17 protein-coding genes are annotated in these 13,808 nt (G+C 68.1%); 6 read left to right on the top strand and 11 right to left on the bottom strand.

Going from position 1 to position 13,808, the window contains the following annotated elements; translation table 11 throughout:
* The first annotated feature begins 71 nt into the window (after positions 1-71).
* Positions 72-425, top strand: a complete 354-nt coding sequence (locus tag ACFV4R_RS06605; protein ID WP_377201376.1) for a hypothetical protein — start codon at positions 72-74, stop codon at positions 423-425.
* 19 nt (positions 426-444) lie between these two features.
* Here ACFV4R_RS06605 and ACFV4R_RS06610 read toward each other — a convergent pair whose 3' ends face one another.
* From ACFV4R_RS06610 to ACFV4R_RS06625, 4 genes are all read right to left on the bottom strand, one after another.
* Entirely contained in the window at positions 445-825 is a 381-nt protein-coding gene (locus ACFV4R_RS06610; RefSeq protein WP_377201375.1) for a hypothetical protein, read from the bottom strand.
* Between the two features lie 192 nt (positions 826-1,017).
* The gene (locus tag ACFV4R_RS06615) at positions 1,018-1,848 is read right to left on the bottom strand and encodes an oxidoreductase (RefSeq protein WP_377201374.1); all 831 of its coding nucleotides are present in this window, start codon (positions 1,846-1,848) and stop codon (positions 1,018-1,020) included.
* Positions 1,849-1,890: 42 nt separating this feature from the next.
* Positions 1,891-2,775 (bottom strand): aldo/keto reductase, encoded by an 885-nt coding sequence (locus ACFV4R_RS06620; protein WP_377201641.1) that lies wholly within the window; start codon positions 2,773-2,775, stop codon positions 1,891-1,893.
* Between the two features lie 74 nt (positions 2,776-2,849).
* Complete coding sequence (locus tag ACFV4R_RS06625) at positions 2,850-4,313, bottom strand: MFS transporter (RefSeq protein ID WP_377201373.1); 1,464 nt, start codon at positions 4,311-4,313, stop codon at positions 2,850-2,852.
* 102 nt (positions 4,314-4,415) lie between these two features.
* On the opposite strand from ACFV4R_RS06625, the gene ACFV4R_RS06630 reads away from it, so the two are divergent.
* Both ACFV4R_RS06630 and ACFV4R_RS06635 read left to right on the top strand, forming a co-directional pair.
* Positions 4,416-5,318, top strand: coding sequence for a helix-turn-helix transcriptional regulator (locus ACFV4R_RS06630; protein ID WP_377201372.1), 903 nt, complete (start codon positions 4,416-4,418; stop codon positions 5,316-5,318).
* Positions 5,319-5,554: 236 nt separating this feature from the next.
* Positions 5,555-5,935 carry a hypothetical protein gene (locus ACFV4R_RS06635; protein WP_377201371.1) on the top strand — a complete coding sequence of 127 codons (381 nt, stop codon included), beginning with the start codon at positions 5,555-5,557 and terminating at the stop codon, positions 5,933-5,935.
* Between the two features lie 37 nt (positions 5,936-5,972).
* Here the strand turns inward: ACFV4R_RS06635 and ACFV4R_RS06640 are convergent, their stop codons facing one another.
* Both ACFV4R_RS06640 and ACFV4R_RS06645 read right to left on the bottom strand, forming a co-directional pair.
* Positions 5,973-6,464, bottom strand: a complete 492-nt coding sequence (locus ACFV4R_RS06640) for a hypothetical protein (RefSeq protein ID WP_377201370.1) — start codon at positions 6,462-6,464, stop codon at positions 5,973-5,975.
* Positions 6,461-6,718: a hypothetical protein gene (locus ACFV4R_RS06645; RefSeq protein ID WP_377201369.1), complete on the bottom strand. Its 258-nt coding sequence runs from the start codon at positions 6,716-6,718 to the stop codon at positions 6,461-6,463. Before ACFV4R_RS06645 ends, ACFV4R_RS06640 begins: the two co-directional genes overlap by 4 nt.
* Positions 6,719-6,816: 98 nt before the next feature.
* On the opposite strand from ACFV4R_RS06645, the gene ACFV4R_RS06650 reads away from it, so the two are divergent.
* The 3 genes from ACFV4R_RS06650 to ACFV4R_RS06660 all read left to right on the top strand — a co-directional run bounded on the left by ACFV4R_RS06650 (position 6,817) and on the right by ACFV4R_RS06660 (position 8,626).
* A complete protein-coding gene (locus tag ACFV4R_RS06650) occupies positions 6,817-7,233 on the top strand; it encodes an MmcQ/YjbR family DNA-binding protein (RefSeq protein WP_377201368.1) in 417 nt (138 codons plus the stop codon).
* 169 nt (positions 7,234-7,402) lie between these two features.
* Positions 7,403-8,161, top strand: coding sequence for a phosphotransferase (locus ACFV4R_RS06655; RefSeq protein ID WP_377201367.1), 759 nt, complete (start codon positions 7,403-7,405; stop codon positions 8,159-8,161).
* Between the two features lie 120 nt (positions 8,162-8,281).
* A complete protein-coding gene (locus ACFV4R_RS06660; RefSeq protein ID WP_091722576.1) occupies positions 8,282-8,626 on the top strand; it encodes a YciI family protein in 345 nt (114 codons plus the stop codon).
* 118 nt (positions 8,627-8,744) lie between these two features.
* Here ACFV4R_RS06660 and ACFV4R_RS06665 read toward each other — a convergent pair whose 3' ends face one another.
* The 5 genes from ACFV4R_RS06665 to ACFV4R_RS06685 all read right to left on the bottom strand — a co-directional run bounded on the left by ACFV4R_RS06665 (position 8,745) and on the right by ACFV4R_RS06685 (position 13,515).
* The gene (locus ACFV4R_RS06665) at positions 8,745-9,731 is read right to left on the bottom strand and encodes a sensor histidine kinase (RefSeq protein WP_377201366.1); all 987 of its coding nucleotides are present in this window, start codon (positions 9,729-9,731) and stop codon (positions 8,745-8,747) included.
* Complete coding sequence (locus ACFV4R_RS06670; protein ID WP_377201365.1) at positions 9,728-10,399, bottom strand: response regulator transcription factor; 672 nt, start codon at positions 10,397-10,399, stop codon at positions 9,728-9,730. The genes ACFV4R_RS06665 and ACFV4R_RS06670 overlap by 4 nt, the downstream gene beginning before the upstream one ends.
* A 4-nt stretch (positions 10,400-10,403) precedes the next feature.
* On the bottom strand, positions 10,404-11,114 hold the full coding sequence (locus ACFV4R_RS06675) for a DedA family protein (protein WP_377201364.1): 711 nt from the start codon (positions 11,112-11,114) through the stop codon (positions 10,404-10,406).
* 10 nt (positions 11,115-11,124) lie between these two features.
* Positions 11,125-11,886: a phosphatase PAP2 family protein gene (locus tag ACFV4R_RS06680; protein WP_377201363.1), complete on the bottom strand. Its 762-nt coding sequence runs from the start codon at positions 11,884-11,886 to the stop codon at positions 11,125-11,127.
* A gap of 651 nt (positions 11,887-12,537) precedes the next feature.
* Positions 12,538-13,515 carry a hypothetical protein gene (locus ACFV4R_RS06685; protein WP_377201362.1) on the bottom strand — a complete coding sequence of 326 codons (978 nt, stop codon included), beginning with the start codon at positions 13,513-13,515 and terminating at the stop codon, positions 12,538-12,540.
* Positions 13,516-13,808 lie beyond the last annotated feature (293 nt).

The following is a 13,808-nucleotide window of genomic DNA, read 5'->3' on the forward strand; positions in this document are numbered from 1 at the left end:
CCGGTTTGGCGCCGCTCAGTCAGCTGACTCTGGCCTTGGCTGTAATGGCGCCAAGCTGGTGCATTATCCAGATGTCCCTGACGGTCGCCTATGACGGGTTGTTGAGTTTGGTCGGCCTGGCTCTGAGCGGTCTCGTGGTGGCAGCGGTCGCTATCGTCTCACTCGTTGTGCTTGGCCTGCCCGTTCGCCTCATACCGTGGGTCAACCGCCGGTGGGCAGGCAACGCCAGAGCTTATGCCGGCCTAGCCGCTATCGCCGTCGGCCTGGTGGTGGCAGGATTCCAGATGAAGGTTCGGCAGGTTGGCAGTGAGAACGGCATCGACTACAACGTCCTCATACCGGACCTGAGTCTCCTGTGCGCTGGCTGGTTGCTCCTGGGGTTCCTGTTGGTGAACGCGTCACTCCCACTCCGCTGGACGAGCTGAACCTGGCGTCATCCTGGAACTATGTGGGCCCAGCTGGGGTGGTGAGCGCGGCGGCCACTTCCACGGCTTCTTCGAGGGTGGAGGGCATGGCGGAGTGGAAGGCAGCCAGGGCGTCGGCTCCCCGGATATGCGAGGCCAGCACCACCACGTGGACCACCTCATCGAACGCGGCGCTGCAGGCCAGGATGTCTCCCGAGCCCTGCTGCCAGTGCGGTCCCGGACCATCGTCGGGCTGGAAGACCACCCACCAGCCGGCGCCGCCTGTGTCCAGGAAAACGTATCCGCCCGTCGGGTGGAGGGCGATGGCGTTCACGCCGCGGCCGCCGTACCCCTCCACCTCTTCAGGAGGGGCGGCGAACCGGACCCCGCTGTCGTGTTGGGGAAGATCGTCCCAGCGCATGTGCCCTGCCTTTGCCCGTGCCAACCCTGCACTCCATCACACGCCCGGGGGCCGGAAAAGGGGCCAGTTTGCCGGTGATTTTGACGGGTTCTTGACGCACCCCGGCAACTAGGTAGCGCTAAGTGTCCTTTTGAGGGCTCAAAACGGCACTTGGCGCTACCTAGTTGGGTGGGGCGGGCGGAACTTAAGGGCCTAGCCGGTAATGTCCGTGCTGGTGCTGAGGTCCTTCCACTGCTCCCGCTCGGCCAGCTGGGCGTCGGCCACCATGCCGAAGGCGCCGTACGCGTCAGTGCCCAGGAGCAGCAGCGCCGGCGGGTTCCCGGATTCCGCCACCGAGACGATCGCCTGGGCCGCTTTCACCGGATCACCCGCCTGGTTGCCGTCCATCGTGTCGTTCTCCTTGCGCCGCTTCCCTGCCGTGTCCGCGTAGTCTCCGATCGGCGTCGCCGACTGTGTGAGCGAGCGTCCGGCGAAGTCGGTGCGGAAGGCGCCCGGTTCCACTGCAGTGACGCTGATGCCCAGCGGCTGCACCTCGTTGCGGAGCGAGCCGGACAGGCCCTCAAGCGCGGCCTTGGTAGCGGAGTAGTAGCCGGAGCCGGCCGGGGTGATGCGGGCGCCGATGGAGGAGATGTTGAAGATCGCCCCCGATTTCCGAGCGCGCATGCCCGGCAGGACCGCTTTGATCATGTCCACCGCGCCGAAAAAGTTCGTGTCGAACAAACTCCGGATGTCGCCGTCGTCCGCTTCTTCAACGGCTGCGCGGTACCCGTAGCCGGCGTTGTTTACCAGCACGTCCACGCTGCCGAAGCGCGCCTCAGCCTGCTGCACAGCGTCCGCCACCTGGGCGGTGTCGGTCACGTCCAGGGGGAGGACCAGGCTGGTGTCCGGGTGGGCCGCCGCGATGTCCTCCACCGAGGCGGCATTACGGGCGGTGACGACGGCGTTGTGCCCGGCTTCGAGCACGGCCTGGGCCAGGGCGCGGCCAAGTCCGGTGGAGCATCCTGTGATGAGCCACGTTGTCATGGGTTTTCCTTTCGGGGGTTTGTCGGGGGGTGTCGGGTGGGATCAGGCTTCGGGGACGGGCATCGCGAACCGGTCCAGGCGCGCTTCGTCCGGGTCCGGCCCGTTGCGCACGCCGGAGTCCAGCGCGTCGATCGCGGCGAGCTGCTCGGCGCTCAGCTCGAAGTCGAACACGTCAAAGTTCTCGGCGATGCGCCCCGGGTTGGTGGACTTGGGAATGGCTGAGCGGCCCTGCTGCAGGTGCCAACGGAGCATCACCTGGGCGGGGGACTTGCCGTGCGCTTGCCCGACGGCGGCAATCGCCGGATCTTCCATGACGTTGCGCCGGTTCTCATCACCCCAGCCGGGGTAAAACGTGATGCCGCCGATGGGCGACCACGCCTGGGTGAGGATCCCGCTGGCCGCATCGGCTGCCTGGACGTCCGGCTGGGCGAAGTAGGGGTGCAGTTCGATCTGGTTGACGGCGGGGACCACGTCCGTTTCGGCCAGCAGCTGCTTGAGGTGGTGCGGCATGAAGTTGCTGACGCCGATGGCCCGCACACGCCCGTCCCGGAGCAGGGTTTCCAGGGCCTTGTAGGCGGCGATGGTCTTGGCGAACCGGTCCGGTGCGGGCTGGTGCAGGATGAGCAGGTCCAGCTGTTCCACACCGAGCTTCCCCACGGCCTTGTCCCAGGCGTGCAGGGTTTCGTCGTAGCCGTAATCGCTGACCCACACCTTGGTTTCGATGAACACGTCGGAGCGGTCCAGGCCGGAGCGGCGGATGCCTTCGCCCACCTCCCGCTCGTTGCCGTACGCGGCGGCGGTGTCAATGTGCCGGTAGCCGGCGTCGAGCGCGGACTGGACTGCCGCCGTCGTCTGTTCCGGTGGGCTTTGGAAGACGCCAAGGCCCAGGGCGGGCATGGTGACGCCGTTGTTGAGGGTTAGTTCCATGGTCATGCCTTTCACGGTATTTCGGTTTGTGCGGTTGTGGGAGGGTGCGCCGGTACCTGTTTGCGGGTCATAGTTCAACGGACGGGGACGGCCGGCGACGCGGCCCCGCGCTGGGCGGTGCCCTCCGGCGTCGTCCGTTGCGCCTGCCGCCGTGCCGCAAGGTCAGCGGGGACGATAAGCGCAGCCGCGATGGCCAGGCCCAGGAGCAGGAGGATACTGCCGGCTGTTAGGGCGGCGCTGACCTGGGCGGCAAGGAACGCGGGCGCGGGCCCTGCGGGAACCGCGGCGGCAGTGGCCACCGCAAGTCCCAGGCCCAGGCACATGCCGATCTGGTGGAAGGTGTTTACCAAGCCGGAGGCCGCGCCGGCGTCGGAGGCGGGTGCGCCGGCAATACCGAAGGAGGTCAGTGGAGCGAAGGCCAGGCCTTGCCCGGCGCCGAGGAGGATCATCGGCAGGGCCACGCCGGCGGCGTATCCGGAGCCTGGGGTGGCCTGGCTAAGCCAGAACATTCCGGCGACCGTGAGGAGGATGCCGGCCAGCAACGGAACCGAGCCTGGCATGCGGTGCACCAGGCGGGGGATGGCCATGGCCACCACGAAGTTGACTGCTGTCATCGGCAGGAATCCCAGCCCGGCCTGTAGCGGGTCGAAGCCCAGAACGCCCTGCATGAACTGGGTGGTGAAGTAGAAGAACCCGATCATGGCGCCCATATAGAGGAAACGGGCCAGGTACGCGCCAGTGCGGGAACGGCTGGCGAACAGCCGCAGCGGCATGATGGGCTGCGCGGCCCTGCGTTCGATCAGCACGAAGGCGAGCAGGAGTCCGACGCCGGTGCCCACGGCCGTGAGCGTGACGGGCGAGTTCCAGCTGGCCTCGGCGGTGTGGATGATGCCGAACACCAGGGTGCCGACGCCCAGGGTGGCGGTCAGCGCGCCAGCAATATCAAATCGACCCCGGATCCGTGGGGCTTCGGGGATGAAACGCGGGGCCAGTGCGATCATGGCGGCACCGATGGGCACGTTCACGAAGAACCCGGCCCGCCACGAGATCCAGTGTGCCAAGGCACCTCCGAGGACCAGGCCCAGGCTGGAACCGATTCCCGCAGTGGCACCGTACAGGGCAACCGCCCGGGTGCGCTCGCGGCCCTCGGCGAAACTGGCGGTCAGGAGCGACAGCGACGTGGGGGCAACGATCGCAGCCCCGACGCCTTGGATGGCACGGCCCGCGATGGCCCACCCGGCGGTCGGCGCCAGTCCGATCAACAGGGAAGCCACGGAGAATACCGCCAGCCCGGCCACGAAAACCCGGCGCCGGCCCAGCAGGTCACCGGCCCTGGCGCCGAGGAGCAGGAGGCCGCCGAAGACCAGTGTGTACGCGTCCTGGATCCAGGAGAGTTCACCGGCGCTGAGCTGCAGCTCTGCCTGCAGGCTGGGAAGCGCCGTGAAGATGACCGAGTTGTCCAGCAGGATCATGAAGTAGCTGGCCAGGATGATCGCCAGGATCGCTGCCGGCCGCGTTGCGGTGGGAGAGGGATTCATGCTTTCCATGCAACAGCGATGATGCGGCGGCGGGGAGTGCCTGTTGTTCCGGGTGCGCCGGTACCTGTTTGCGGGGCGGGGCCGGCGCGTACCGTGGAGGCCATGACACACAGCGACGACGTGCGGAAGTTCCTGACCTCCCGCCGTGCCCGGATCACGCCGGAGGAGGCCGGGCTGCCTGCGTACGGCGGGAACCGGCGGGTGGCGGGGCTGCGCCGCGAGGAGGTGGCCATGCTCGCCGGGATGAGCATCGATTACTACATCCGGCTGGAGCGCGGGAACCTGTCGGGCGCATCGGACAGCGTCCTGGAGGCGTTGGCACGGGCGTTGCAGCTGGACGACGCCGAGACGGCCCACCTGTTCGACCTGGCCCGGGCGTCCGCGGCGGCGCCCCGGGTGCGGCGCAAGCGGAGCCCGCAGACGGTGCGGCCCAGCGTGCAGCGCATCCTGGATGCCATTACGACGGCGCCCGCCTGGGTCCGCAACGACCGCGGCGATGTCCTGGCCTCCAACGAGCTGGGCCGGGCGCTGTACCAGGACATGATGGCCGAGGAAGTCACGCCGCCCAACAGCGCCCGGTTCACCTTCCTGAACCCGAAAGCGCGGTCCTTCTTCCGTGACTGGGAGCGCAGCGCCGACGACATCGTGGCCGTGCTGCGCTCCACGGCCGGGAGGAACCCGTTCGACAAGGACCTCACGGACCTGATCGGCGAGCTCTCCACCCGCAGCGAGGAGTTCCGCACCCGCTGGGCCAAGCACGACGTCAAATACCACCGCACCGGCCGCAAGCGCCTGCACCACTCGGCCGTGGGGGACCTGGACCTGACCTACGAGGCGCTTGAGCTCCCTGCCGATCCCGGTCTGCGCATCAACGTCTACACGGCCGAGCCCGCCTCGCCGTCGGAGGACGCGCTGAAGATGCTGGCCAGCTGGGCGGCGACGCAGCGGAGCCTGGACGGGGCTGCCCGGCCTGCCCTTGGGGCGCAGGAGCAGCTTCGGCCCTGAGCCCAGTGGTCCCGGCGGCGCTGCGGTGGGTCGTTTTCGCTGCGCCTGTTCGATTTCGAGGCGCATCTTCGACCACGCAGGCCATATCTCCGGGGCGACAGCGAATGTGCGCGTCATGGTCGGATGTGCGCGTCGCCAACGGAAGACCGCGTACGACGGCGGGCGGCCAGTTTCGCGGTCCCGCCCGGTCAGGTGCGGGTCAGGAGCGTGGCCAGTGCCGTGGTTGGATGGTTGGCATGGGGAAACGGTTGGATGGCGGCGTGCTGATGGTTTTTGCCGTCACCTTGCTGTTCCTGTCGGTGTTGTCGACGTTCATGGTGTTCGGGTCGGGATTCGACTGGGACCCCGACGACTACCCGGTGGAGTACTGGGAGGCTGAGATTCCCAAGCGCCAATGGATCATGGCTATCGGAGTCGCCGTACCCGCTGCCTCAATGGCAACCGCGGCTGCTTCGATGTTCGCCCTGCCCCGCCGTCCTGTTCGCATCATTGCCGGCGGACTGGTTTCGGTGCTGGCCTTGGTGCCCTTCGTTGTCAGCTGGTACCTCGGGGACGAGGCCGTGAGCAAGGCGCAATATTGGGCGGCCTACCCGGGCCCGGGGAGCTACCTGCGGTAACGGAACCTCAAAAGTCCCGCGCCGCCGTCGTGCTTCCTCAGCGCGAGCCCGGAACGCGCGGAGTGCGGGCGGCGTAAACGTTCTGGTGGACTTTCTTGAACCCGCCCTGCTCGAGCTCGGCGGTGTTGTAGCCGTCCGGCACCAGGACGGCGCTGACGATGCCATTGGACCCGATCCGCACGATTTCCTGCTTGCTGTTGGTCCCAGTGCCGCAGCCGGCGACCCACTGGCGGGGGTGGTTGTCCGGGAACACCGTCAGGCAGGACGTGGTTCCGTCTGTGTTCTGGCTGACGAAGTACCGGATGTCGTCGGCGTCCGCCACGAGCCGTAACGTGTGCTCGCCCTCGGGGACGGGAGTCACACCCTCCGGGAGGGTATCCGCTGACGTGGCAGGACGGTCCAGAACGGCCAATTTGGCGGGCTTGGGAAGCGGGTTCAGCAGCACCCCAAGGGCCAGGGCCGCGATGATCGAGAGAATGATGATGAGCGGTACCTTCAGGGTCTTGCCTGCAGTCCGTGAAGCGCTCACTGTGTGCGGCCCTGTCCGTTGCGGAGCCGCTTCAAACGCACCATGTGGAAGGCGATGAGCCCGATGCCTGCAGCGATGAACGCCAGATCCCACCCGGCGAAAGCACCTCTGGCAAGGCGGTAGACGGACGGCGCCATGACCAGAAGGGCCACGACACTGGCGGCCCAGGCTGTGAACTTGATGTTGACCTGCTCGTCCAAGCTTTTAGCACGGGCCGGTGGTTTGGTGTCGTCGCTAAAGCGTTCCTGTTCCATGCGTCTGCCCCCTCAGGCGTTGGTTCCCCGAGCCTACAGGACCGGGATCGGCGGCTGCGGGTATTGCCGCCCTCCCCGGGGCGGGCTACCTTGTGGCCATGGAACGCATGGCCGCACCCGAAGACATCGATGCCATCTGCAGCGGCCTGCCGGAGGTGGAGCTCGGGATTTCCTGGGGTGACCGGCCCACCTACAAGGTGCCGCGTGGGCCCAAGGGGCGGGGCTTCGTGCTGTACCGGGCACCGCACAAGACGGCCATAGACCCGGAGACTGGGGAGCAGTACCGGGACCTGCTGGTGATCGTGGTCCCGGACGAGGCCGCCAAGGCCGCCCTGGTGGAGGACCCGTCCGTTCCGTTCTTCACCATCCCGCACTTCGACGGGTACAACGCCGTCCTGGTGCAGGAATCCCGCCTCGGCGAGATCCCCCGGGACGAGCTGGCCGAGATCCTCGTGGAAGCCTGGGCCACCCGGGCGCCGAAGAAGCTGTCCGCGGAGTTCTTCGCCGGCCGATAGGCGGTTATGGCGTGCACTCCCGCCCACTTACTTGCAGGGACCCGGGCTCGGCACGTCCAACGCGCCGCCGTTGAGGGCGTGTCGCAATGGTGAGGATCCAGCAACTGGGCAGGAGTGCACGACGGCGGCCGGCACCTTCCGGACGACCTCACCCGGGTAGGGTGGCCGGGTGAGCGCTGACGAGCAGGAGCTGACCGGCGGGAACGCATCCGCAGGCGTCGTGCGGGTAGGAAACACCGTCCGGAAGCCCTGGCTGGATACCTCGTCCGCAGTTCAGGGCTACCTGGCAGCGCTGCGGACCGCCGGGGTGGACGTTCCCCAGCCGCTGGGCTGCGACGAAGTGGGCCGGGCCGTGGTCGAGTTCATCAACGGCCAGTCGGCCATGGACCTGCTGCCGCTGGCCAGGGAGGACCTGGCCCGGGTGGGCGGCATGATCCGGAGGATCCACGACGCCAGCGAGGCCTTTGCCATCCCCACCCCGGATTCCTGGGAGATGCTGCTGCCCGCCGAGAAGCCGGACCTAATGTGCCATAATGACCTCGCGCCCTGGAACCTCATCATGGGCGAGCGCTGGGTGTTCATCGACTGGGACGGTGCCGGCCCGAGCACCCGGCTGTGGGACCTGGCGTATTCGGCGCAGTCGTTCGGCCTCCTGGTCGAAGGCGAGCCGGTGCAGGACGCGGCGCTCAGGCTTCGCGCTTTGGTGGACGGGTACGACGCCGATGCCTCCTTGCGGGCGGCGCTTCCGGCTGCGATGGCGCGGCGGGCGGCGGCCATGCACCAGCTCCTGGAGTCCTCGCACCAGTCCGGCTTCCAGCCCTGGGCGGACATGTTCGTCAACGGACACGGAGCCCACTGGCGGGCGGCCGCACAGTATGTCGAACGGAACCAAAAGGCCTGGGCGGACGCGCTCGCACCAGGCGACTGACCGCCGTCGTCCGTGTCCGTAACACCCGGAGCGGTGCTTCGGCGGCCATGCATGGATGCCATCGTGTGGAGCCAGAATCGGGGCCTTCCCGGGTGAGGGGCCGCGTGGCACTATCGACCCATGACCAAGTACCTGATTTCCTTTCCGGGCAAGGGCCAAGCCATGAACCTCACTGAAGAGGAGTTCCCCATTGTGGTGGCCGAATCCCACGCTGTGATCGAGGAGGCCAAGGCTGCCGGCGTCTACGTCTTCGGCGGCGGCATCGCGGAGGACATCGCGCCCGTGCTGGTGCAGGCCGACGGCTCCGCGGGCACGGACATCTACCCGGGCTCGGACATCACCGGCGGGTTCACCGTGCTGGAAGTGCCCACCCGGGCGGAGGCCGAGCAGTGGGCTGCGAAGATTGCGGCGGCCTGCCGGTGTGCCCAGGAGCTGCGCGAGTTCATGTACGACCCCGCCAGCTGACACCCCCCTACGCACCTTCATTTTCGACGCGCACATTCGTCGGCGCCCCGGCTATATCCGGTGCGCCGTCGAGGATGCGCGTCGAAATCGAACCTGAGTGTCGGGAAAGGCCCAAACCTCAGTCCCGGGCCAGCGGAAGGGCCAGCCGCATGGTGGTCCCGTCCGGCCCGGTCCGGGCCACTTTCACCGTGCCCCCTGCCCCGGAGGCGATCTCGCGGACCAGGGCCAGGCCGATCCCGAAGCTCCGCTTGCCCGGGGAGTTGCCGGGACCGGGCGCACGGACAAAACGGTCGAAAATCCGGTCCGGGTCAACGCCGGTAATCCCCGTTCCGGTGTCCGTTACCTGGAGCACCGCGAACGGGCCCTCCGCCGAGGCGCTGATGGTGATGCTCCCGCCGTCGGGCGTGTGCGTGAGCGCGTTGTCCGCCAACGCCAGCACCGCGCGGCGCAGGGAACCGGGATCAATCCGTGCAGAGGGTGCACCGCTGGAGGTAAAACCCAGCCGAACCCCCTGCTGCTCCGCCAGGTCCTGCAGATCAGCGGTCACGGACCGGGCCACGGAGGCCACGTCCACGGGATCGGCAGCCCCGGCAGCACCCCCGGTGGCCGCCAAGAGGAGTTCGTTCACAATCCCGGTCATGGTGCCGGCATCCTCCCTGATCCGCGCCAGCGCCTGCCCGGTTTCGGATCCGGGGTCGGCCTTGCGCTGGGCGAGCTGGATCCGGGTGTCCAGGATGGTGAGGGGCGTGCGCAGTTCATGGCTGGCGTCCTGCACGAACTGCCGTTGGCGGGCCAGCGCTTCGCCGAGGGGCCGGATGGCGCTGCGGGCGCTGAGCCACCCCACCACCCCGGCCAGCACAACGCCTGCCAGCCCGGCCAGGATCATGCCCTCGATCAGGTCCTTCGAATCGAGGTACGTGTAGGCCTTCCCGGGCGCCGTGGACCCCGGCAGCACGGGGTTGGCGAGCTTGTACACCAGGAAGGCGGTGGCGGCCGCGAGGAGGCAGAGCACCAGCACCGCGCACGCTGCCGTGATCCGCAGGGCCACCTTCAGCGAGGCCCGCCGGAGCGTCTCGGCGTCGCCGGATGCGGGAGCAGGCGTCATGACGGGTCGCCGATCTGGTAGCCCACGCCGTGCACGGTGCGCACCACCGCCCGGTCAATCTTCCGCCGCAGGTGGTGGACGTAGGTGTCGATCACCCCGGGCTGGTCCGTGGGGTGGAAGTGCTCCGCCAGCAGTTCGTCGCGGGTGAACACCCGGCCCGGTTCGGCCGCGAGGGCCGCCAGAACCTCGGCCTCTTTCGCGGTGAGCGACACCGTGTCGCCGTACACCGACCGTACAGCGCGCGACGCCGGATCGAGCTCCCAGGTGCCGATGCCCACCGTCCCGCCGGGCGAACTGTAGGTCCGCGTCAGGGCGCGCAGCCGCGCGGCCAGCTCGCCGGCGTCGAACGGCTTGGTCATGTAATCGTTAGCGCCCGCGTCCAGGCCCTGCACCTTCTGGTCCGTGTCGCCCAGCGCGGTGAGGATGAGGATGGGTGCAGCCACACCCTTGGACCGCAGGGCCGCGATCACGCTGACCCCGTCCATCACGGGCAGGCCGCGGTCAATCACCATCACATCCCACGGCTGCGTCAGCCCCAGGTGCAAGCCTTCCTGCCCGTTGGCGGCCAGCCGGACCGCGTAGTCCGGATCCAGCAGCTCGGCAATCAGCGGACCCAGCACAGGATCGTCCTCAACGAGCAGCAGGGCCAGCCGTTCCGCGGTTGTCATGAGCCTATTCTTTCGCAGCCGGCCCGGCGGTGGGGTCAGCGGTGGCGGTGCCAGGAGCGGCGCTGTCCGCGTCGGCGGCCTTGCGGCGGCGCTTCAGGAACTCCACCACCCACGGCACCACGGAGACCAGCACCATCACCACGGCAATGACGTCGATGTTCTTCGCCACGATCTCGTAGTGCCCCAGCCACGTGCCCAGGAGCGTCACGGACGTAGCCCAGACTGCCGCGCCCACAATGTTCCACAGCGCGAAGGACCGGTAATGGTAGCGGGCGGCCCCTGCGGTGAGCGGCGCGAACGTGCGGACCATGGGCACAAAACGGGCGAGGACGACGGCGGCGCCTCCATGGCGGCGGAAGAAGTCTTCGGTGGCGGTCAGGTGAGCCGTTTTCAGGATGCGGGCATCGTCCTTGAACCAGCGGCGGCCGAACTTCCGCCCGATGATGTAGCCCACCTGGTCGCCGGCGATGGCGGCCGCGGTGATCACGCCGATCAGCACGGGCAGCGCCAGCTGCAGCTGCTGGTGGAGGAGCCCGGCTGTGAAGAGCAGCGAGTCGCCCGGCAGGAACGGGAACAGGACGCCGGATTCGATGAATACCATCGCCGCGATCACGCCCAGCGCCGCCGGCCCGAGGCCTTCCAGGAGGCTCGCCGGGTCCAACAGGGACGGTGAACCGGCGGCGTGAACCACGCCTAAAGCAAGAATGTTGTGCATGTCTATTCCCTTAGATCCGGCCCGAGGGGCGCATAGTGGCGGCGGGCAGGCGTTCCAGGAGCTGCGGGGCGTAGCGGTTCCAGAGCCCGGCGAGCAGGACTGCAGCGGCGCTCGCGGCCAGGAAGGACGCCGCCACATCAGAGGGGTAATGCACGCCGATGTAGAGCCGGGACCAGGCCACCACCACGGCCATCAGCGCACCGGCCACGGCCACAGGCTTTGCCCAGCGGGTGCCGCGGAAGATGAAGTACAGCGCGAATGCCAGGGCGACGGCGAAGCAGGTGTGGCCGCTGGGGAAGCTGTTGGAGCCGGTCTCCGGGGCGAGGGGGTCGAACAGCAGCGCCGGGTTGGGCCGCTGCCGGGCGAAGATCAGCTTGAAGGCCTCGCTGGCCACCCAGCCCGAGCACGCCGTGAGGCCGAACGCCACTGCGCCGACCAGGTCCCGCCGGAACACCCAGATGGCCAGTGCGGCTGCGGCGATGAGCAGCAGCCCCGCCACCGGGCCGAACAGCAGGTTGATCCCCATGGCCACGGCAGTCAGAGCGGCGGCGTGGTGCAGGCTGAGGGTCTGGTCGACGCCCAGTTCCGCTGCGGTATCTCCGGGCAGCAGCTGCACCGCCACGCCAATCATCACGACGGCGGCGCACAGCAGCGCTCCCACCGGCAGCCAGTGGCGGGGCTGGGGGAGTGCCCGGAACCGGGTGCCGACGGCCGGGGAAGCCGTGGGTGCGGGATGCTGTTGACCGCGTGAGTTGTTTGGTGGCTGGTGCATTGGCTTCCTTGGGGAGGGGATCAGGCCGTTGCCCGGCCCACGTTCAACCCTCCCAATGCGTCCTTAAGAAAGGCTTAAGAACTCCTGTGCCCGCCGCGGGACGGGTTCGGGCGAGGCAGGCTCCTTCGCCGACCCGGGTACCGCCGGTCCGCCAGCCCCGAGCCCGGCTCCGCTGCTCAAATGAGTTTTCGACCCGCAATTTTGTCAGCGCACCGGATATACCCCCTGCGCCCTCGAGGATGCGGGTCGAATACGAGGGTGTGCGTCGAAAACAGGGCCGCGGGTCGGATTTGGAGATGCGTCTCGAAAGCAGGAGTGCGCGTCGTGGGCGGGTCAGCGGCTCGAGGGCGCCGGAACGCGTACGACGGCGGAGCCCGCCTGCCGCCGCGCATATGAGTTTTCGACCCGCAATTTCGTCAGCGCACCGGATATATCGCGTGCGCCCTCGAGGATGCGCGTCGAAAACGGGGATCCGCATCACGGCCGGGTCAGTTTCTCGAGGGCGCCGGAACGCGTACGACGTCGGAGCACGCCTGCCGCTGCGCAAATGAGTTTTCGACGCGCATATTCGTCAGCGCACCGGATATGCCGCCTGCGCGGTCGAGGATGCGCGTCGAATACGAGGATGCGCGTCGATAACGGGGCTGCGGGTCATGGCCTGGACAGCCTCTCAAGTGCGCCGGAACGCGTACGACGACGGGGCACCCCTGCCGCTACCAGCTTTCCTTCGAGGACTCCCGGCTTCATGAGTTCGGCCCAGTCCCAGCGCACCACATGCAGCCCGGTGGCACGGATCCGGTTCTCCCGGTTCTTTTCCGCCACGACGGCCTCGGACGCTGTCCGCCCCTCAAGGAACTCGGCCTTGACGTACTTCGCCACGCCATCGAACTCACCAACAACCTTCGCGCCCTTCCAGTAAAAGTCGGCGTAACCCAGCAGCTTGCCCGCGGCATCATAAAGTGGCGCCCGCAGGACCGGTGCCTCGAACCCCGCCACTTGCATCAGAGCCCGGCTAAGCGATTCCCCCGCCGAGCCCGATGCAGGGTCCGCAAAACTGATGACCGCCCGGATCCTCCTGCCCGCGGCCGCAGAGTAGTTCGAACCGATGCCGGCCTCCAGCTCAGCTTTGGTCAAGGCCGGCAACCGGCGTCCCTTGTCAGGACGCAGCACATGGTCCATGGGTGCCACGGCGTGCGTGAACGGCACAGACGCCGCCAAGTCCAGCACGGTACGGACGCGGTCCGTGACCAGCAGGCCATCGCGGCTGACGATCTTCAGCCCAGCCAGCGGCACAAAGTGGCGGCTAACTCCGGAACGCGACCTGCCGCCGTCGTTCTTGAATGTGAGGGCCTGGACCGGGTGCTGCACCCCGATGGTGGGGACGCCCCACACGCTGGCGGCCGAATGCCTCGAAAAGACGGCGGGCTTCTGGAACGTCTCGGCCGCGGCCTGGATGCGGAGACGGTACTGCTCCCACTCCTCCAGGTCGCGCCAGGCAGGCCCATCCGTGTACACACCGTGCCGCACCCGGACAAGACTCCCGGACCGTACCCGTTTGGACAGATCGTCAGGGGACAGCCCATGGAACGGGAGGTCACGGGACAGGAGGAGCGGAGGCAAATCGGGCATGGTTCGAGGTTGCCAGCCCCAACGCACCCGGAAACATGGGAGCAGGCCGCTATGTGGAGAAGTGCTGGCGACGCGCAAAATCGGCAGGGCCACGCATGCTCGATGACGCACCGGCTATTTGGTCCGCGCTGACGAAGATGCGCGTCGAAACCGGATTCGGGGGTCGACGGCGGCGCGCGGCTAAGTGAGCGCGCGTCGGAGGGGGAGCCGCCACGAGTGAGCGCACATAGCAGGGGCGCGCATAGCAGGGGGGAGCCGCCACGAGTGAGCGCGCGTCGGAGGGGGAGCCGCCA

It is taken from the genome of Pseudarthrobacter sp. NPDC059871 (assembly GCF_042731175.1).
Lineage (GTDB): Bacteria > Actinomycetota > Actinomycetes > Actinomycetales > Micrococcaceae > Arthrobacter.

What these genes read in the sequence shown, in the direction of transcription:
- ACFV4R_RS06630 (WP_377201372.1), top strand. Translation starts at nt 4,416, where the DNA reads ATGACACACAGCGACGACGTGCGGAAGTTCCTGACCTCCCGCCGTGCC.
- ACFV4R_RS06685 (WP_377201362.1), bottom strand. Translation starts at nt 13,515, where the DNA reads ATGCCCGATTTGCCTCCGCTCCTCCTGTCCCGTGACCTCCCGTTCCAT.
- ACFV4R_RS06605 (WP_377201376.1), top strand. Translation starts at nt 72, where the DNA reads ATGTCCCTGACGGTCGCCTATGACGGGTTGTTGAGTTTGGTCGGCCTG.
- ACFV4R_RS06675 (WP_377201364.1), bottom strand. Translation starts at nt 11,114, where the DNA reads ATGCACAACATTCTTGCTTTAGGCGTGGTTCACGCCGCCGGTTCACCG.
- ACFV4R_RS06610 (WP_377201375.1), bottom strand. Translation starts at nt 825, where the DNA reads ATGCGCTGGGACGATCTTCCCCAACACGACAGCGGGGTCCGGTTCGCC.
- ACFV4R_RS06645 (WP_377201369.1), bottom strand. Translation starts at nt 6,718, where the DNA reads ATGGAACAGGAACGCTTTAGCGACGACACCAAACCACCGGCCCGTGCT.
- ACFV4R_RS06680 (WP_377201363.1), bottom strand. Translation starts at nt 11,886, where the DNA reads ATGCACCAGCCACCAAACAACTCACGCGGTCAACAGCATCCCGCACCC.
- ACFV4R_RS06660 (WP_091722576.1), top strand. Translation starts at nt 8,282, where the DNA reads ATGACCAAGTACCTGATTTCCTTTCCGGGCAAGGGCCAAGCCATGAAC.
- ACFV4R_RS06620 (WP_377201641.1), bottom strand. Translation starts at nt 2,775, where the DNA reads ATGGAACTAACCCTCAACAACGGCGTCACCATGCCCGCCCTGGGCCTT.
- ACFV4R_RS06615 (WP_377201374.1), bottom strand. Translation starts at nt 1,848, where the DNA reads ATGACAACGTGGCTCATCACAGGATGCTCCACCGGACTTGGCCGCGCC.
- ACFV4R_RS06670 (WP_377201365.1), bottom strand. Translation starts at nt 10,399, where the DNA reads ATGACAACCGCGGAACGGCTGGCCCTGCTGCTCGTTGAGGACGATCCT.
- ACFV4R_RS06650 (WP_377201368.1), top strand. Translation starts at nt 6,817, where the DNA reads ATGGAACGCATGGCCGCACCCGAAGACATCGATGCCATCTGCAGCGGC.
- ACFV4R_RS06665 (WP_377201366.1), bottom strand. Translation starts at nt 9,731, where the DNA reads ATGACGCCTGCTCCCGCATCCGGCGACGCCGAGACGCTCCGGCGGGCC.
- ACFV4R_RS06625 (WP_377201373.1), bottom strand. Translation starts at nt 4,313, where the DNA reads ATGAATCCCTCTCCCACCGCAACGCGGCCGGCAGCGATCCTGGCGATC.
- ACFV4R_RS06635 (WP_377201371.1), top strand. Translation starts at nt 5,555, where the DNA reads ATGGGGAAACGGTTGGATGGCGGCGTGCTGATGGTTTTTGCCGTCACC.